Below are 15,549 nucleotides of genomic sequence, written 5' to 3'. Positions count from 1 at the left end.
AACAGCCCGAAACTGGCGCCGCGGGCGTCCTGGTCCAGGTGCCGCTGCGCTTTACCGGCGGCTTCAGCGACGCTCCCGATACATACACCTTCCAGATTGAGTTCACCCTGGTGCCCGTACTATGAGAAGGCTCTTTTGGGGTTTAGCTGCTGTGCTGTTGGTGAGCTGGGTACCCCTGCAGGCTAAGCTCTCGGTCTCGCCAGTGATCATCGAAGCCGAGCAGGTCAAGGCCGGCCAGAGCTTCGCCGTGCTCCTGCGCCAGGAAGGGCAAAAGCCCCTGGAGCTGGAACTGTCTTGGGCCCTCTTTGACCAGGACCCTGCAGGCAGTGTGGTACTCCTGGAGGATCCCGACAGCGTCAAGCGGGCCGAGGGGCTGCTGGCGGTGGAACCCAGCCGGTTGGTGGTTCAGCCCGGGGAAAGCGTGGAGGTAGCGGTGCGTGTCCTCCAGGCTGATTTCCAGCAGCTTTATGCCGCCCTCCTGGTCAGGCCTGTCCGGTCTGGCCCACCCACCCGCCTGGCGGTGCTCTTCCTGCTTTCCACCGGGCAGCAGCGCCCCCGGGTTGGTGTTGCCGCCTGGGAGCGCAGCGGAAAGGCCCTCACCCTCACGCTGGAAAACAGTGGACTTAGCCATGGACTCTGGGAGGGGGAACTCCTCCTCTTCGATGCCGCAGGCCAGCTGGGGGAAACCCGCCAGGTCCAGAGCGGCCTGGTGCTTCCCGGGCGCTGCCGGGGTTTGGAGGTGAGCCTGCCGGGCTGGGTTGAGAACGTGGAGATCCGGCCGCTGCAGCTGGGTGAAGGGCCATGAGATGCCTCTCCGTGCTCTTAGGGGTGTTTTTGCTTGCAGCTCCCCTGCAGGCGGAAACGCCCCGTTTGCATCAAAAGGCCGGGCCCAGGCAGGAGGAGGCCGTTTTCCAGCAGACGCTGGACCTGTGGCTGGATGCCCCGGGACCCTGGCGCCTTCTGGCGAGCGCTTCCCCGGGATTGACCTTCAGCGCCGGTGAAAGCGGGATGCTGCGGGAGGGGACCCTCCTGGAAGGCAGCGGACCCTACCGGGGCCGGCTGGAGCTGGAGCTCCGCTGCCAGCTCCCCTTTCCCGCGGGAACCCACACCTGGGAGTTGGCAGTGTCCCTGGAGGGTGCCCAGGGCCTTGTGGGACTAGAGCTCGCGGAGGCCTTCTGGGTTCTACCCCTTTGGACCTGGGAAGCGGAAGTGGAACGGAAAGGCGAGTTCATCCCCCTTCCAGCCCAGGAGTGGTTTCGGGTGGCGGCGGACGATCGGCTTTTCTACCGGGGGCAGCAGCTGCTCCCTAAGGTGCCCGATGAGTCTACCCAAGCCCTGGGCCGGCCCTTGGGAGAGTCAGAAGCCCAACTGGCCTGGCTGCCTCCGTTTTTGAGTCTAGAAGCGGGCGAGCGGGTGGAGGTGAGCCTCCTTCTCCAGGGGCCGGCACCGCCGGGCACCTTGGTCCTTGCGGGCAGCCCGGAGCTTTGGCTCAGTTCCCGCTGGTCTTTGGCCGGTGAAGAGCTGGAGGCCAGCGGCAGCGGCTCTAACCTCAGCTTGAACCTGCCGCCCTTGCCCCCCGGCAGCCACGAGCTACAAGGGACCGTGCAGGCCCTGCTGCCCTGGGAGGAAGGGACAGCCAGCGTGGAGGCCAGCTGGCAGGGACTCCAGGCCGTTTTGGACCTGGAGGTGCGGCGCGGCTGGTTCGACTACGGAGGTGTGGAAAGGATCGCCGTACAGGGGGAAGGAGGGGCGCTGCTTCTGCCCCAAGGGCGCCTGGCCCAGGCAGGGCAGCCGGTGACGGTCCCCAGCGGGAGGCTCAATGCCATCCTGCCCCTGGCAGACCCTGCCCAGCCCATCTGGACCGGCCTGCCCCTCGGGGAAAGCCTGGTACACACGGTTGAGGTGGAGGGAGCGGAGCTTTCCAGCTTTTTCGTGCCCATCCTGCTTTGGGATGAGGGGTTTTCCTGGCGGGTGGCCGCGGGATCTGCCAAGTGGCTGTTGGACGCAGGGGATCGGGGGTTCACTTTCCGCTGGGGAGCTCTCTCGGTGGAGGGCTCGCCAGGAAAGGCCCGTGCTTCCCTGACCCTCCTGGATCAGGCGGCGGAGGGCAGCTGGCGGTGGCGCCGCACCACTTCCGCCTACCACGGAAGCTTTACCGCGGGCAGCTGGCGGTTTTCCGTGGAACTGCCCCAGGCCGAAGGACAGAGCCCTGCCCTTGCCGCAGCCTACGTCAAGGACCGGTGGCGGCTGCATGTGGAGCTGGGGGATGTACGCCTGCGCTTCAGCGGTCAAAACTGGACCTGGGGCGGCGCCCTGCGGGCGCGGACGGTGTGGCTGGCCAGCCGGGATGGCGCTCTGCAGCTGGAACTTCGGCCCCAGCGGTTCACGGCCAGCTTCAAACCGGGCGGAAACACCAGACTCCAGCTGGCCCTGGAACCCGGCCAGCTGCGCGTGGAGCTGAAGCACCTGCCCTGGGAAGGCTATTTCCACTCCCGATCCTCCGGCAGTGAACTGGGGCTGCGCTTTAAGCAGGCCTGGGCCCGGGACAAGTGGCTGTTCCTCTCCCGGGGCGCCCTGCAGCGGAAGGGAGGGCTCACCCTTTTAGAACTGGGCCAGGCCGCCGGTTACCAGCTCACTCCTTGGTGCACAATTTACGCTGAAGGGGTGTTCGGCCTTCTACCCAGTGCCTCCTGGCGCGCCGATGTGGGTGTGATCCTCACGCCCCTACCCCAGGTGGTTTTGGCCACAGGGCTGGACAGCCAGCGGGGGTGGCACTGGCGGGCCGGGATTGTCCTGCCTTTTGGTGGCAGGGAAACTCCCGAAGAATGCGAATAGACAAAGTGTGCTAACGTTTGCGGAAAAGAGGAGTGAGAGTATGCTGAGGGAAGCGGTGTATCATGTGGCCCATGGAAGTTACGCCTACCCTGTGGGCCCGGACAGGCTGCGCTTGACACTGCGGGCGGCCAGGGGAGATCTTAAGCGGGTTGCCGTTTTGTACTGGGACCGCTACGGCAGTTCGCCTACACTTACAGAAGAGATGAGCATTGCCGCTGAGGATGAGCTGTTTTCCTACTACCAAGCTGATGTACAGCTGGCGACCAAGCGCTTTGGCTATGTTTTCGTGCTGGATGACGGCCGGCAGACTCTGTTTTACACGGAAAAGAGCTTTTTCGAGGATCTGCAGCCCAACACCCAGTTCCACTACCCCTACATCGCCCCAGGGGATCTCTGGGAGCCGCCCCAGTGGGCCCAGGGGGCGGTGGTCTACCAGATCTTCCCCGAGCGGTTTGCCAACGGCGATCCCGAAAACGACCCGCCGGATGTGGAGCCGTGGGAACTGCCGCCTACCCGCACCAGTTTCAAAGGGGGCGATCTCAGGGGCATTATCCACCGCTTCCCCCACCTGGTGGAGCTGGGAGTGGAGGTGATCTACTTAACACCCATCTTTGCCTCCCCCAGCAACCACAAGTACGACACGGCGGACTACTACACCATCGATCCCCACTTCGGCGATGCGGAGGATCTGCGGGAACTGGTGGCCCTCTGCCACAGCCACGGGATCAAGATCGTCCTGGATGCCGTGTTCAACCACTGCGGCAGCGAGTTTTTTGCCTTCCAGGATGTGCTCGAGAAAGGCAGGCAGTCCCCCTACGCCCACTGGTTCAACATTGAGGGCTTCCCGGTGCAGACCGACCCTCCTAATTACGAGACCTTCGCCCACCAAATTGCCACCATGCCCAAGCTCATGACCCAGCACGCCGATGTGCGGCAGTACCTGCTGGATGTGGCGGTCTACTGGATCAGAGAATTCGACATCGATGGTTGGCGGCTGGATGTGGCGAATGAAATAGACCACGAGTTTTGGCGGGAGTTCCGCAGGGCGGTGAAGGGCGTCAAGCCCGATGCCCTCATCGTGGGGGAAGTCTGGCACGAGGCCAGCGACTGGCTGCGGGGCGATCAGTTCGATGCGGTGATGAACTACCCTCTGCAGCACGCCTGCTTCGACTTCTTTGCCAAGGGCACCATCAGGGCCCGCTCCTTCGCCAGCCGTTTGGCCAAGGTGCAGGTGAACCATACCCATGCCGTGAACCTGGCCATGTTCAACCTCCTGGACAGCCACGATACGGAGCGCTTCCTCACCAGCTGCGGCGGGGATGTGCGCAAATTGGCCCTGGCCGCGGCTTTCCAGCTGACCTATGAGGGCTCACCCATGATCTACTACGGCGACGAGGTGGGCATGGTCGGCCTGACCGACCCCGACTGCCGGCGGGGCATGCTCTGGGATGAAGCGGAGCAGGATCGGGAACTTTTCCGCTGGTACCAGCGGCTCATCGCCCTGCGCAGGGAGCAGCCTGTGCTGCGCACCGGACGGACCCGCACCGTCTGGGCGGACAGCATCACCAACGTGTACGGGTTTGTGCGCTTCCAGGGCCGGGAGCAGGTCTTGGTCCTTTTGAACAACTCCCCCGAGGAGCAGCGGGTTGACCTCAGGCAGATCAGCTGGCCCGGGCGAAAACCCAGGCAGCTGCGGGATCTGCTCGCTGACGCCAAGCGTAAGCCGGCGGAAGTGGTGCTGGAGCCCTATGGCGTGAGGATTCTGGCCTAAAACAAGGGGCCCGCTGCGGGACCCTCAAACTGTAGAAAAAGGGTGCCTTCCAGCTGCAGGAAAGCACCCTTTTGCCTTAAAAGACCGGTACCACCGCACCCTCGTATTTCTCCATAATGAAGGCGCGGATCTCGTCACTGAGCAGGGCCTCCACCAGCTGCTGGAGCTCCGGCCGCTGCTCATCGCCGGCCCGGACCGCGATCACATTGACATAGGGGGATTCAGCGCCCTCCAGGAAGATGGCGTCGGTAATGGGATTGAGGCCGGCCTGCAGGGCGTAGTTGCCGTTGATCACCGCGGCGTGCACATCGGGCAGGCTCCTCACCAGCTGCGCCGCTTCCAGTTCCACAAAGCGCAGCTGCAGCTTGTTCTCGGTGATGTCGAAAATGGTGGGTGTGATGCCCGCTGCAGGATCCACGGCAATCAGGCCCGCTTCCTGCAGGAGCAGGAGTGCCCGGCCCCCATTGGTGGCATCGTTGGGGATGGCGATGGAGGCCCTGGCGGGCAGCTCGCCTAGGGAGGCCACCTTCTCGGAAAAGACGCCTAACGGTTCAATGTGAATGCCCGCGAGGGCCACCAAGCTGGTTCCGGCATCCTGGTTGAAGGATTCCAGATAGGGGACGTGCTGGAAGAAGTTGGCGTCCAGGTCCCCATCCTGTAGGGCCAGGTTGGGACGGACGTAGTCGGTGAACTCCACAACCTCCAGGGTGATGCCCCGTTCCTCCAGAAGGGCTGTGACCCTTTCCAGAATCTCCCCATGGGGAACCGGTGTAGCACCAACCTTCAGCGTCGCGGCCAGGCCCGCCTGGGAACCGGCCAGTAGGAACAGGGAAACAACTGCGGCGATAAGTCTTCTTTTCACCCTAGAACAACCTCCTTACTCGCGGTGGTAGAGTTTTTGGGCGATCCTATCGCCCAGCATCTGCATGCCCTGCACCAGCAGGACTAAGATGGCGATGGTCTGCAGCATGATGTCGCCGCGGAAGCGCTGGTAGCCATAGCGAATGGCCAGATCCCCCAAACCGCCTCCGCCAATGGCCCCGGCCATGGCCGAGTAGCCCACCAGGTTCACCGCGGTGACGGTGATGGCCAGAACCAACGCGGGCAAAGCTTCCGGGAGGAGCACCTTGTAGATGATCTGCAGGAGAGCTGTCCCCATGCTTTCCGCGGCCTCGATCACCCCCGGGTCCACTTCCTTCAAAGCCCCTTCCACCAAGCGGGCCAGAAAGGGGATGGCTGCCACCGTGAGGGGCACAATGGCTGCCGTGGTCCCTATGGAGGTGCCCACAATCCGGCGGGTGAAGGGAATAATGGCCACCATGAGGATGATGAAAGGTACGGAACGGCCCAGGTTGACCACGGCGCCCAGGGTGCGGTTCAGCCAGCCCTTTTCCAAAATGCCGCCGGGTCCGGTTACCGCCAGAAGGATACCCAGGGGCAAACCCCCCAACACCGCCAAAACGGTGGCAGCGCCCACCATGAGCAGCGTCTCCTGGGTGGCCTGCCACAGCAGGCTCAAGGCAGCTTGGTTCATGAGCTCAACACCTCCACTTCCACGCCGTTTACCTGTAGGTAGTTCAGGGCGGCAGCCTTTTCCTCGGGACTGCCCCGCAGCTCCACCAAGAGCATCCCGAAGGGCGAGCCCTGCATCTGGTCTATGCGTCCGAAGAGGATGTTCACTTCCACCCCGTGTTGGCGGACCATCCGGGAGATGATGGGCTGGTTGGCCTTTTCCTGGAGGAAAGTGAGCCGGATCAGGCTGCCCTCTGGGCTGAGCTGGGGCGGGGAAAAGCTGACAGTCAGGAAGCCCTGCAGCAGGCGCTGGGCCGCTTCCGACTGGGGATGGGTGAACACTTCCACCACGGGCCCTGCTTCCTGCACGGTGCCCCCGTCGAGCACCGCCACCGCATGGCAGATGGCCTGGATGACCGGGAGCTCATGGGTGACCAGGACGATGGTCAGTCCCAGCCGTTCGTTGATGGCCTGGAGCAGACGCAGGACCGAGCCGGTTGTCTCCGGGTCCAGGGCGGAAGTGGGCTCATCACAGAGCAGCACCTGCGGTTGGGTGGCCAGGGCCCGGGCGATGCCCACCCGCTGTTTCTGTCCGCCGCTGAGCTGGTGGGGATAGGCCTGCAGTTTATCGGTGAGGCCCACCAGCTCCGCCAGCTCATGGACCCTTTCCCGCACCTTTTTCTTGGGCGTTCCGTTCAGTTCCAGGGGGAAGGCGATGTTGCCGAACACAGTGCGGGAGCTGAGCAGGTTGAAATGCTGAAAAACCATGCCCATTTTGCGCCGGGCTCCCCGCAGCTCCTGGGGGCCAAGGCTGGTCATGGGGATGCCCCCCACCCAGACCTCTCCGCTATCTGGCCTTTCCAGAAGGTTGATGCAGTGCAGCAGGGTGGATTTGCCCGCACCGCTTTGGCCGATGATTCCGTAGATCTGCCCCGGGGGAATGGTCAGGTTGATGCCCGTTAGGGCCTGCACTTCGTTTTTCCCCCGAAAGGTTTTGGCCACGTTCTTAAGCTGGATCAAGCCGTCCCCTCCTTTTCCCTACAAAAAAGACCCCTTCTCGAAAGAAGAGGTCCGATCCATCTAGCTTGCCAAATCGCTGTCCTCTCCTCTCATCTTCCTGAACCACTGGTTCAGCAGGAATTGGCACCGGCTGCGCGGGCTGCGCAGTGGTTGCCGGGCTTCATTGGGCCAGTCCCTCCGCCTCTCTGGATAAGAGTAGTGGTTGTATATATAAATTGAACACAGTATAACTTAACCGCGGTGCCCTTGTCAATAGTGGAAGGCATTTCCGCTCAGATATAGAAAAGATATTTACGGGTGTTGTATAAGAGTCAAAGTACTCAAGGGGGATGGCCATGGCCAAGGAGCTCTTGTCCACAAAGATGCTGGAGGAAATTCTACAGAGGACGCGGCAGGCTTTGGAGGAAGGGCGCTCCCAGATCTTCGAGGTGGCGGAAGCGGCTCAGGAGGAGTGCACCCGCACGGAAGTTGTGCTGCAGACCGTGCAGTCCGAAATGGAGCAGGCCATCGTCGAAGTGGAAGAGCTGACCAGGCGCTTTGCGGTGGTCCGTGTGGAGCTGCTCAGGTCCAACCGGGACTACGAGCAGTACAGCGAAGCGGAGAAGCAGCGCATCTACGAAGAGGCGGAGCAGATTCGCACCGCCCTGGCCGCGGCCAGGGAACGGGAGCGGCTGCTGCGGGTCCGCCGCGATAATCTGCAGCAGACCTTGGCCAAACTGCGGGAGATCGCCGCCAAAGCAGAGCGGCTTGTTTCCCAGGTGGGCATGGCCATGACCTACCTTTCCGGCAGCCTCCTGGATGTGAACAAGCAGTTGGAGCACATGCACATGCGGGAGCAGGCCGGCCAAGAGATGCTCCTGGGCCAGGAGATCGAACGCAAGCGCATGGCCGGGGCCCTCCATGACGGACCTGTGCAGAATCTGGCCCACCTGGTGGTGCAGCTGGAGATCTGCGAGCGGCTCTACGAAGCGGGGCGGGAGGCGGAAGCCCGGGAGAAATTCCAGGGTTTGAAAAAGATCGCCCAGGGGGCCATGGCGGATCTGCGGCGGATCATCTACGATCTCAACCCCATGACCCTGGATGATCTGGGTCTGGTGCTCACCATCAACAACTACCTGGACAACCTCGCCAAACAGAGCGGGATCGAGACCCGCTTTGTCCTGTTGGGGAGGGAGCGCCGCCTGGAACCCCAGCTGGAAATGGCGGTGTTCCGCATTGTGCAGGAGGCGGTCAACAACTGCCTCAAGCACGCCCGCGCCAGTGAGCTGGAGGTGACCCTGGAGTACACCCGCCACCATATCAGTGTGGCCGTGAAGGATGATGGCATCGGTTTTGATGCCGCATCTGTGCAGGAAAAGCTCAAATCGGGCAAGCACTTTGGGCTTCTGAACATGCAAAGCCGCGCCAACGTGCTCGGCGGCTCCCTGCAGTTCCATGGAGAAGAGGGGAAGGGAGCGCGGGTGCTTGTAACCATCCCGCTGGCCGCTGGTGAAGGGGGAGAAACGAGTTGAAAACCGGCATCAAAGTACTGATCGTGGATGACCATCCCCTACTGCGGCAGGGGTTGAAGACCCTGCTGGAACTGGAAGGGGAGATCGAAGTGGTGGGACTGGCCAGCAACGGGCCTGAGGGGCTGCGCTTAGCGCAGCAGCTCAAGCCGGATGTGGTGCTTTTGGATATCAACATGCCGGGGATGAACGGTATCGAAGTGGCCAAAGAGATGCGGGAGCGCCAGCCCGGTGCCGCCATCCTGGTGCTCACCATCCATGATGATGAGACCTACGTGAAGGAGATGATCCGCAGCGGCGCCAAGGGATACCTGCTTAAAGATGCCGAACCCCGGGAGGTGGTGGCGGCCATAAGGAAGGTCGCGGCGGGGGAGTCGGTTTACCCCACGGACCTCATGGAGCGGGTGATGGAGCACTACCATGCGCTGGAGGTCAAATTCGGGAAGCTGCAGAGCGCGGCAGCCATAAGCGATCTGGCCCTCACCACTCGAGAACTGGAGATCCTGAGGTTTATCGTGGAAGGGATGAGCAACAAGGAAATCGCCGCCGCGCTGTATATCAGTGAAAAAACGGTGAAGAACCACATCACCAGCCTGCTTAGGAAGCTGAACGTGGAAGACCGGACCCAGGCCGCAGTGTTCGCGGTGAGCCAGGGCCTCTTTACTCAGGAGTGACGCAGGCTGAGGTTGCCCAGGAATTCCAGGCCGTTGATCACCAGGCGGAAGCGGCAGCCCAGGACCGAAGAGGCCTCTTTGCACATTTCCATCCTGGTCAGGTAGATCTCGAAGAAGTCCATGATCTGGCAGATGGTCTGGTCAAAGGAGATCTCCAGCGTGATGGTTCTTTCCTGCTTGTCCACATAGAGTTTGCTGTCGGTGATGGCCAGGTTGACCCGGTCGTGGATGCCCGGCCGGCGGTCATCTTCCAGGCGGTTCGCCCGGGTGCGGTGGGCATCGCTTTTGTCCGCGAGGATCACCGCCGCGGAAACGGGACCCACGGCCCGTCCGTTGGCCTCTTCGTGGTTGCCGATGGCGGAGGTGACTGTGCAGATCTCCTCCACATCCATGCCCATGCGCCTAAGCTCCTGGTAAACCAGGATCGCCCCGGTGATCCCGTGGTCTTTGCGGTTGACCAGGTTGCCCACATCATGGAGGTAGCCGGCGATGGCCGCGAGTTCCACCGTGCGCTGGTCGAAACCGAGCTGGTCCAGGATGGCGGCGGCCTTTTCCGCAACAAAGGTGACGTGGCGCAGCCCGTGTTCGGTATAACCCCGGGTTTTCAGATAGGAGCCGGAGCGTTCAATGAGTGTTTGGAAGACAGGGTCTTGTTTGATGTCTTGTAGGGTAAGCACTTTGGTCCTCCTTTCCCCGCAGTTGCCTCAGTATACCACACCAAAAAACGGCGGGGCAAGGGGATTTTTGCCCAATGGTCCTAGAAAAATCGGGACCTTTGTCTAATTCTCCAGGGGCTTACTTCATGCTAAACTAAAATCAAAAGATATCCGGAAAAACAGTAGCCACCCCCAACCCCAACCCCCGGCTACTGTTTTTTCATGATCTCCCCACTTTTGTGGACATCGGCGCACGCTGGCGAATAAAATGAACAAACTCAATGAGAGGAATGGGTAGGAGGGTGTCCGATGGCGAAGAAAAACCTTTCTCTCCTTACCCCACGGGAGCGCGAGGTACTCACGCTGATGGCTCAAGGCATGTCCAACGGGGAGATCGCTTCCGCTTTGTTTATCAGCGAGCACACGGTGAAAAACCACGTGAGCAACATCTACCGCAAGCTGGGGGATAACGACCGCACCAGGGTAGCGCTCCTCGCCCGCGAACAGGACCTGGTGGAGAAGGAGTAATAGAGTGAAGGCGGCATTTATGCAAATAGGTGTCGCTTTCTTCATGGAAGGAATCGGCGCCGCCAGCGCCGAATAGCTTCAGCGCCCGGGGAGTAGGGGAGGAATGTATGCAAAAATTACAGATTTTTGTCTACAAATCCCCCCGGGGGTCCGGCCTCGGCTTGGTGCGCCATCCTGAACACCTGGCGGAGCTGGGGCTCGGGGCAGCGCTGGTGACCAGTCCTTTGAGCAGTTCCCAAGCCTACGAGCAATTGGCAATTTGGAAGCGCAGGCTGCGGGGGCCCGCGGCGAGGCTCTGGCCGCTGCTGGCCCGGGGTTTCCACCGGCCCCACCTGCAGCTGGCAGGTTCCCCCTTGGAAGAAAGCGAAAGGGTTCTGGCCAGGATCAGACAGGTGCTCACGGGCCGGATTATCCCGGAGCACAGGCTCTTGCACCTGCTCCGCGCCGAAGGGTACTGGCCCAGCCAGGTTGGCCGCGCCTTGGATCTGGGAGTTTTCCGGGGAGAAATCGTGCAGCTGCCCGGCTTTCGGAATGAAGCCTGGGGGGTGAAACGCTGCAGCCGCTGCGGGAGTGCCAACGCCCAGCCCTTCCCCTGCCGCAACTGCGGCAGCTTGGAGTGCCTCCTCTGCCTAGAGTGCTCCACCTTAGGCGAACACAGGGCCTGCAGCACCTTACTGGCAGTTGGTGGTTCGGACTCAGCCCCGGAGAGACAGCGGGTGGAACTGGTACTGAACGTGGAACTTACCACCGCGCAGCGGCAGGCCTCCCGGGAGCTTTTGGACTTCTGGGAAAGGCGCCAGGGAAAGGCCTTGGTCTGGGCGGCTTGCGGAGCGGGGAAAACGGAAGTGGCCTTCGCCTTGATCCAACGGGCCCTGGAAGAGGGGCATGAGGTGCTCTTTGCCATTCCCCGACTGGATATTGTGCGGGAGATGGTCCAAAGGCTGCGCAGCTCTTTTCCCGGTCTGGAAATCGCAGCGCACCACGGCGGCCAGCCCTGGTTCGCACCGGGCAGGCTGGTTGTGGCCACCACCCACCAGGTGCTCCATTTTTACCGGCGCTTTGGACTTGTGGTTTTGGATGAGGTGGATGCCTTCCCCTTCCAGGGCAGCGAAATGCTCCGCTTTGGGCTGCTGCGGGCTTTGGCCCCCGGGGGGCAGCTGGTGGAGATGACCGCCACCCCCGCCGGGCCCAGGCCGGAGCGGGTGATCACCATTCCCGCCCGCCACCACGGTTTTCCCCTGCCCGAACCCGAGCTGGTGGTGGACAGGCTGCCCCCGTGGCCGGGGCTGCAGGCAAAAGGGCTGCCTGCTGTGGTTGTGGATGCTTTAGGAGAGAAGGAGCGGCCGTGGCTCGTTTTTGCTCCCACCATTGCGGCCTGTACCGCCCTGCAGGGGGCTTTGGCTGAGGCGCTTTCCCGTAGGGTGGGGCTTTGCCATGCGCAGCTGCCCACCAGGGCTCAGGTGATTGAGGATTTCCGCCGGGGGGACCTGGATATCTTGGTCACCACCTCTGTGCTGGAGCGTGGTGTGAACTTCCCGGGTATAGGGGTGATGGTGCTCTACGCGGATCATGAGCTGTTTTCTGTGAGCGCCTTAGTACAGATGGCGGGCCGCGTGGGCCGCACGGCCCAGGAACCAACGGGACCGGTGCTCTTTGTGGCTTCCCGTGCGGCGCCTGCCATGCACCAGGCTGTGCGGCTGATTCGCGAGCTGAACCAAGAGGCGCGGCGAAGGGGGCTGCTCACCGGTGAAGCTTCTGCGTGAATGGGTTCAGGCCCTAGAAGAGCTGCTGTTCCCGCCGGAGGTGCCCTGCGGGCTCTGCCGGGAGCGCCCCTCCCTTGATGTGGGGGCCTGTCAGAGCTGCCTGGACGCTCTGGGCATCCGCTGGGAAAAACGGGTGCTTGGGGGCTACCCATACTTTTCCCTCTTTCCTTACCTGGGCTTCGGCCGGGATCTGATCCACAGCATGAAGTTCCAGGGCCGCACGGAGCTCGCCCTTACCCTGGGCGTGCTCCTGGGTTTGGCCTGCCGGGAGGAACCGGAGTTGGCCAAGATCGACCTGCTCATCCCTGTTCCCCTGGCACCGGGGCGCCTCCGGGAGCGGGGGTTCAACCAAGCAGCCCTCCTTGCCGATAGTATAAGGGGGGTGTGGAAGCGTCCCATCTGCAGCCACGTGGTGAGAACCAGGGAGACCAGGCCGCAGAGCGGCTTGAGCCTGCAGGCAAGGAAGCGCAACCTCCGCCGGGCTTTTGCCGTGCTGCCCGGAGTTAGGCTCCAGGGCAAGTACTGCCTGATCGTTGACGATGTGATTACCTCCGGCCAGACGTTTTACGCCCTGGCCCGGTTGGTTGAGCAGTACGGGGGCAAGCCGGTTGGCCTGTTTGCCGCCCGTACCGAACTAGTTGGGAGTGGTGGAGATGCTGAAAAACTGTGAGCTGTGCGGTAAGCTGTTTGCCCACCCCGCGCGAACCCTGTGCGAGGACTGCTACGGCAAGGTGCAGGAAAGCTATGAAGCGGTCAAGGAGTATCTGCAGAAGCACCCCGGAGCGTCGGTGGCGGAAGTGGCTCAAGCTACCGAGACGGAAGTGGATACTATTTATCAGTTTATCCGGGAAGGGAGACTGAGCATCATTCCCAAAGATGTCAGCCTAACCTGCGAGATCTGCGGCGCTCCCATCACAACGGGGCGCATCTGCCGCAAGTGCCGCGCCGAACTGGCCCAGACTGCCCCAAAGGAGACCCAGCCGGGGACCAAGCGGCTTGTTGATGATTCTCGAGTCCGTTATCTGGATCAAATAAAGCGCCGGCGCTGACTAAAGCTTTCTGGGGAATTTGCCGACAAATGTAGAGAGGGGAGAAAGGGGTTTTCACCATGATTATTTCCAACAAACCGGCCATCCAGCGCGTGGCGCGGATCTATGCAGAATACAAACAGGCTAAACGCCTGGAGAAAAAGGCTGGCAGCACAGCCTACAGCGACGAGGTGACCTTGTCCCAGGAGAGCCGGGAGATGCAGGCCCTCCTGCAGAAGCTCCAGTCGGCGCCTGATATTCGCCCCCGGGCAGAAGAGATCAAGGTGGCCGTGGACAGCGGCACCTACAAGGTCTCTCCGAAACAGGTGGCAGAGGCGATCATTAGGGCCCAGAAGGGACGCTGAGCAAGATGACAGTCTGGGAAGAGTTCATAGCGGTGCTCGCAGAGGAAAACGCGCTGTTGGCAGAACTGATCGCCTTGGGTAAGACCAAACAGGAGCAGATTGGCAGCGCCCCAGAGGTGGCCCGCATCGCCGAGGAAGAGCAGAGGGTTCTGGTGCAGCTGGAAGAGGTAGATCGCCGCAGAGCAGAGCTTTTCGATGTTATGGCCATGGGCAAAGGGCTGGAACAGTGGCTGCTCACCCTGGGCGAGGAACAGAGGGCCGTGGCGGAACCGCTGCTGTTTCAGCTGGCGGAGAACTTGCGAGAACTCCAGGCGCTGAACGACCTCAACCAGCAGCTCTTGGCCCAGGCCCTAAGCTATGTGCAGTTTTCCCTGAATCTGCTCACGGGCGACGAGGCGGCCCCCACCTATTCCAGGCCTAAGGGCGGTGCGCCGGGCCGATCATTTTTTGACCGGAAGGTGTAGGCCATGAGGACAACTTTTAGCGGCATATACATTGCGCTCCGGGCTTTGCAGGCGCAGCAGACATCGTTGGATATAACTGGGCACAATGTGGCCAATGCCAACAACCCGCATTATTCGCGCCAGGTGGCGCTGCATTCGGCTACCAGGCCGTTTCCCACGCCCGTGATGGGCTACACGCCCTCCAACGGCCAGGTGGGCACAGGCGTGGAGATCAGCCAGATCGTGCGGATGCGGGACGCTTTCGTGGACATGCGCCTGCGCCAGCAGCTCCAAAGCCGGAATTACTGGGCCACCTTAGAAGAAGGCCTCAGGCAGGTGGAGCTGTTCTTTAACGAGCCCAGTGAAAACAGCATACACTACGCCCTGGATCAGCTGTGGGATTCCCTCCAGGACCTAAGCAGGGACCCTGAGCTGCTGGCCGTGCGGGAAGTGGTGGTGCAGAGGGCCCAGGTCTTAGTGGAGTCCATCCATGCCACAAGGGAGCACCTGCAGAGGCTGAGCGAAAACCTGAACGACAACATCCCCATCAAGGTGGGAGAGGTCAATGTCTTGGCCGAGAGGCTGGCTGCCCTCAACGTGCAGATTGGTAAGGTCAGCGCCACCGGCAGTATGCCCAATGATCTGCTGGATGAGAGGGACGCCCTCCTGGAAGAGCTGTCGAAGTTGGTGGATATCGAAGTTGTTCAGGACTATGGCAATATGGTGAGTGTGACCATTGGCGGGGCGAGCTTAGTCCACCGGGGCACGGCCTATGCCCTGAGTACAAGAGAAGTCTACGATGCTTACGGCAATTACAACAAGCGGGAGATTATCTGGCGGGATACAGGGGCCTCTGTGGTCATTGAGTCGGGGGAAATCGGTGGGATGCTGGCCCTAAGAGATCTCCTGAACGGCAGCCAAGAACTCGAGTCTCAAGGTGTCACGGGCATCATTCAGGAGCTTGATGAGTGGACTGCCCAATTTGTCCGTGAGTTCAATCGGGTTCATCGCCAGGGTTATAATTTGTACGAAACCGATGCTCCGCCTGATGAGATTAATTTCTTTGTCATCGACCACCCAGATGATTCATATGCGGCTCACAACATTCGGGTGAATCCGGATATAGTCGCGGATCCGCGTCTGATCAAGGCTAGCAGTCTGCCGGGCGTCCCTGGTAACGGTGATATTGCACGCAAACTTGCCAGTCTACGTCTTGGGCCGCTCGATGAACCAGATGCTTCAACGGTGTTCCTGGGCGATGCCTTCAATAGCTTCATTTCCAGAATCGGTGTCAAAACCCAAGAGGCCATCCGCATGACCGAGAACCAGGTCGTTTTGGAGAACCATCTCCAAAATCTCAAGGAGTCCATCTCAGGCGTAAGCCTTGATGAAGAGATGGCCAACATGATCCGCTTCCAGCACGCTTACAACGCCGCAGCCAGGATG

Annotated in this window: 16 protein-coding genes and 1 riboswitch; of the genes, 12 read left to right on the top strand and 4 right to left on the bottom strand. The window is 61.4% G+C overall.

Annotation, left to right across the window (positions count from 1 at the left end; all coding sequences use genetic code 11):
* The first annotated feature begins 121 nt into the window (after positions 1-121).
* Genes ACE4YL_RS14815 through ACE4YL_RS14805 form a run of 3 tightly spaced genes read left to right on the top strand, consistent with a single transcriptional unit; the run spans position 122 to position 4,606 of the window.
* The gene (locus tag ACE4YL_RS14815; RefSeq protein WP_461365194.1) at positions 122-805 is read left to right on the top strand and encodes a hypothetical protein; all 684 of its coding nucleotides are present in this window, start codon (positions 122-124) and stop codon (positions 803-805) included.
* A complete protein-coding gene (locus tag ACE4YL_RS14810) occupies positions 802-2,835 on the top strand; it encodes a hypothetical protein (RefSeq protein ID WP_461360062.1) in 2,034 nt (677 codons plus the stop codon). Before ACE4YL_RS14815 ends, ACE4YL_RS14810 begins: the two co-directional genes overlap by 4 nt.
* 40 nt (positions 2,836-2,875) lie before the next feature.
* A complete protein-coding gene (locus ACE4YL_RS14805) occupies positions 2,876-4,606 on the top strand; it encodes an alpha-glycosidase (protein WP_461360061.1) in 1,731 nt (576 codons plus the stop codon).
* 76 nt (positions 4,607-4,682) lie between these two features.
* Here ACE4YL_RS14805 and ACE4YL_RS14800 read toward each other — a convergent pair whose 3' ends face one another.
* Genes ACE4YL_RS14800 through ACE4YL_RS14790 form a run of 3 tightly spaced genes read right to left on the bottom strand, consistent with a single transcriptional unit; the run spans position 4,683 to position 7,138 of the window.
* A complete protein-coding gene (locus ACE4YL_RS14800) occupies positions 4,683-5,468 on the bottom strand; it encodes a MetQ/NlpA family ABC transporter substrate-binding protein (protein WP_461359788.1) in 786 nt (261 codons plus the stop codon).
* A 15-nt stretch (positions 5,469-5,483) separates the two neighbouring features.
* On the bottom strand, positions 5,484-6,140 hold the full coding sequence (locus ACE4YL_RS14795) for a methionine ABC transporter permease (RefSeq protein ID WP_461359787.1): 657 nt from the start codon (positions 6,138-6,140) through the stop codon (positions 5,484-5,486).
* The gene (locus ACE4YL_RS14790; protein ID WP_461359786.1) at positions 6,137-7,138 is read right to left on the bottom strand and encodes a methionine ABC transporter ATP-binding protein; all 1,002 of its coding nucleotides are present in this window, start codon (positions 7,136-7,138) and stop codon (positions 6,137-6,139) included. Before ACE4YL_RS14790 ends, ACE4YL_RS14795 begins: the two co-directional genes overlap by 4 nt.
* Before the next feature lie 86 nt (positions 7,139-7,224).
* Positions 7,225-7,334: riboswitch (SAM riboswitch) on the bottom strand.
* A gap of 139 nt (positions 7,335-7,473) precedes the next feature.
* On the opposite strand from ACE4YL_RS14790, the gene ACE4YL_RS14785 reads away from it, so the two are divergent.
* Positions 7,474-8,649 carry a sensor histidine kinase gene (locus tag ACE4YL_RS14785; RefSeq protein WP_461359372.1) on the top strand — a complete coding sequence of 392 codons (1,176 nt, stop codon included), beginning with the start codon at positions 7,474-7,476 and terminating at the stop codon, positions 8,647-8,649.
* Positions 8,646-9,320: a response regulator gene (locus tag ACE4YL_RS14780; RefSeq protein ID WP_461359371.1), complete on the top strand. Its 675-nt coding sequence runs from the start codon at positions 8,646-8,648 to the stop codon at positions 9,318-9,320. Before ACE4YL_RS14785 ends, ACE4YL_RS14780 begins: the two co-directional genes overlap by 4 nt.
* Here ACE4YL_RS14780 and ACE4YL_RS14775 read toward each other — a convergent pair.
* Positions 9,311-9,997 (bottom strand): HD domain-containing protein, encoded by a 687-nt coding sequence (locus tag ACE4YL_RS14775; protein WP_461359370.1) that lies wholly within the window; start codon positions 9,995-9,997, stop codon positions 9,311-9,313. The genes ACE4YL_RS14780 and ACE4YL_RS14775 overlap by 10 nt on opposite strands.
* Positions 9,998-10,285: 288 nt before the next feature.
* Between ACE4YL_RS14775 and ACE4YL_RS14770 the strand changes: the two genes are divergently transcribed.
* The 7 genes from ACE4YL_RS14770 to flgK all read left to right on the top strand — a co-directional run.
* Positions 10,286-10,504 (top strand): response regulator transcription factor, encoded by a 219-nt coding sequence (locus tag ACE4YL_RS14770; protein WP_461359369.1) that lies wholly within the window; start codon positions 10,286-10,288, stop codon positions 10,502-10,504.
* A 107-nt stretch (positions 10,505-10,611) separates the two neighbouring features.
* Positions 10,612-12,267, top strand: a complete 1,656-nt coding sequence (locus tag ACE4YL_RS14765; RefSeq protein ID WP_461359368.1) for a helicase-related protein — start codon at positions 10,612-10,614, stop codon at positions 12,265-12,267.
* Positions 12,251-12,937, top strand: a complete 687-nt coding sequence (locus tag ACE4YL_RS14760) for a ComF family protein (RefSeq protein WP_461359367.1) — start codon at positions 12,251-12,253, stop codon at positions 12,935-12,937. The genes ACE4YL_RS14765 and ACE4YL_RS14760 overlap by 17 nt, the downstream gene beginning before the upstream one ends.
* Positions 12,921-13,316, top strand: coding sequence for a hypothetical protein (locus ACE4YL_RS14755; protein WP_461359366.1), 396 nt, complete (start codon positions 12,921-12,923; stop codon positions 13,314-13,316). Before ACE4YL_RS14760 ends, ACE4YL_RS14755 begins: the two co-directional genes overlap by 17 nt.
* A 59-nt stretch (positions 13,317-13,375) precedes the next feature.
* The gene (gene flgM / locus ACE4YL_RS14750) at positions 13,376-13,660 is read left to right on the top strand and encodes a flagellar biosynthesis anti-sigma factor FlgM (RefSeq protein WP_461359365.1); all 285 of its coding nucleotides are present in this window, start codon (positions 13,376-13,378) and stop codon (positions 13,658-13,660) included.
* A gap of 5 nt (positions 13,661-13,665) precedes the next feature.
* Positions 13,666-14,124 (top strand): flagellar protein FlgN, encoded by a 459-nt coding sequence (locus tag ACE4YL_RS14745; protein ID WP_461359364.1) that lies wholly within the window; start codon positions 13,666-13,668, stop codon positions 14,122-14,124.
* A 3-nt stretch (positions 14,125-14,127) separates the two neighbouring features.
* On the top strand, positions 14,128-15,549 hold a 1,422-nt coding region (flgK, locus tag ACE4YL_RS14740), incomplete at its 3' end, for a flagellar hook-associated protein FlgK (protein WP_461369771.1).

The sequence above is a fragment of the Candidatus Darwinibacter acetoxidans genome (assembly GCF_041936445.1).
Taxonomy (GTDB): domain Bacteria; phylum Bacillota; class Limnochordia; order Darwinibacteriales; family Darwinibacteriaceae; genus DTU010.
Note: the sequence above shows the minus strand (reverse complement) of the source record. Positions and strands in the feature narration are given on the sequence as shown.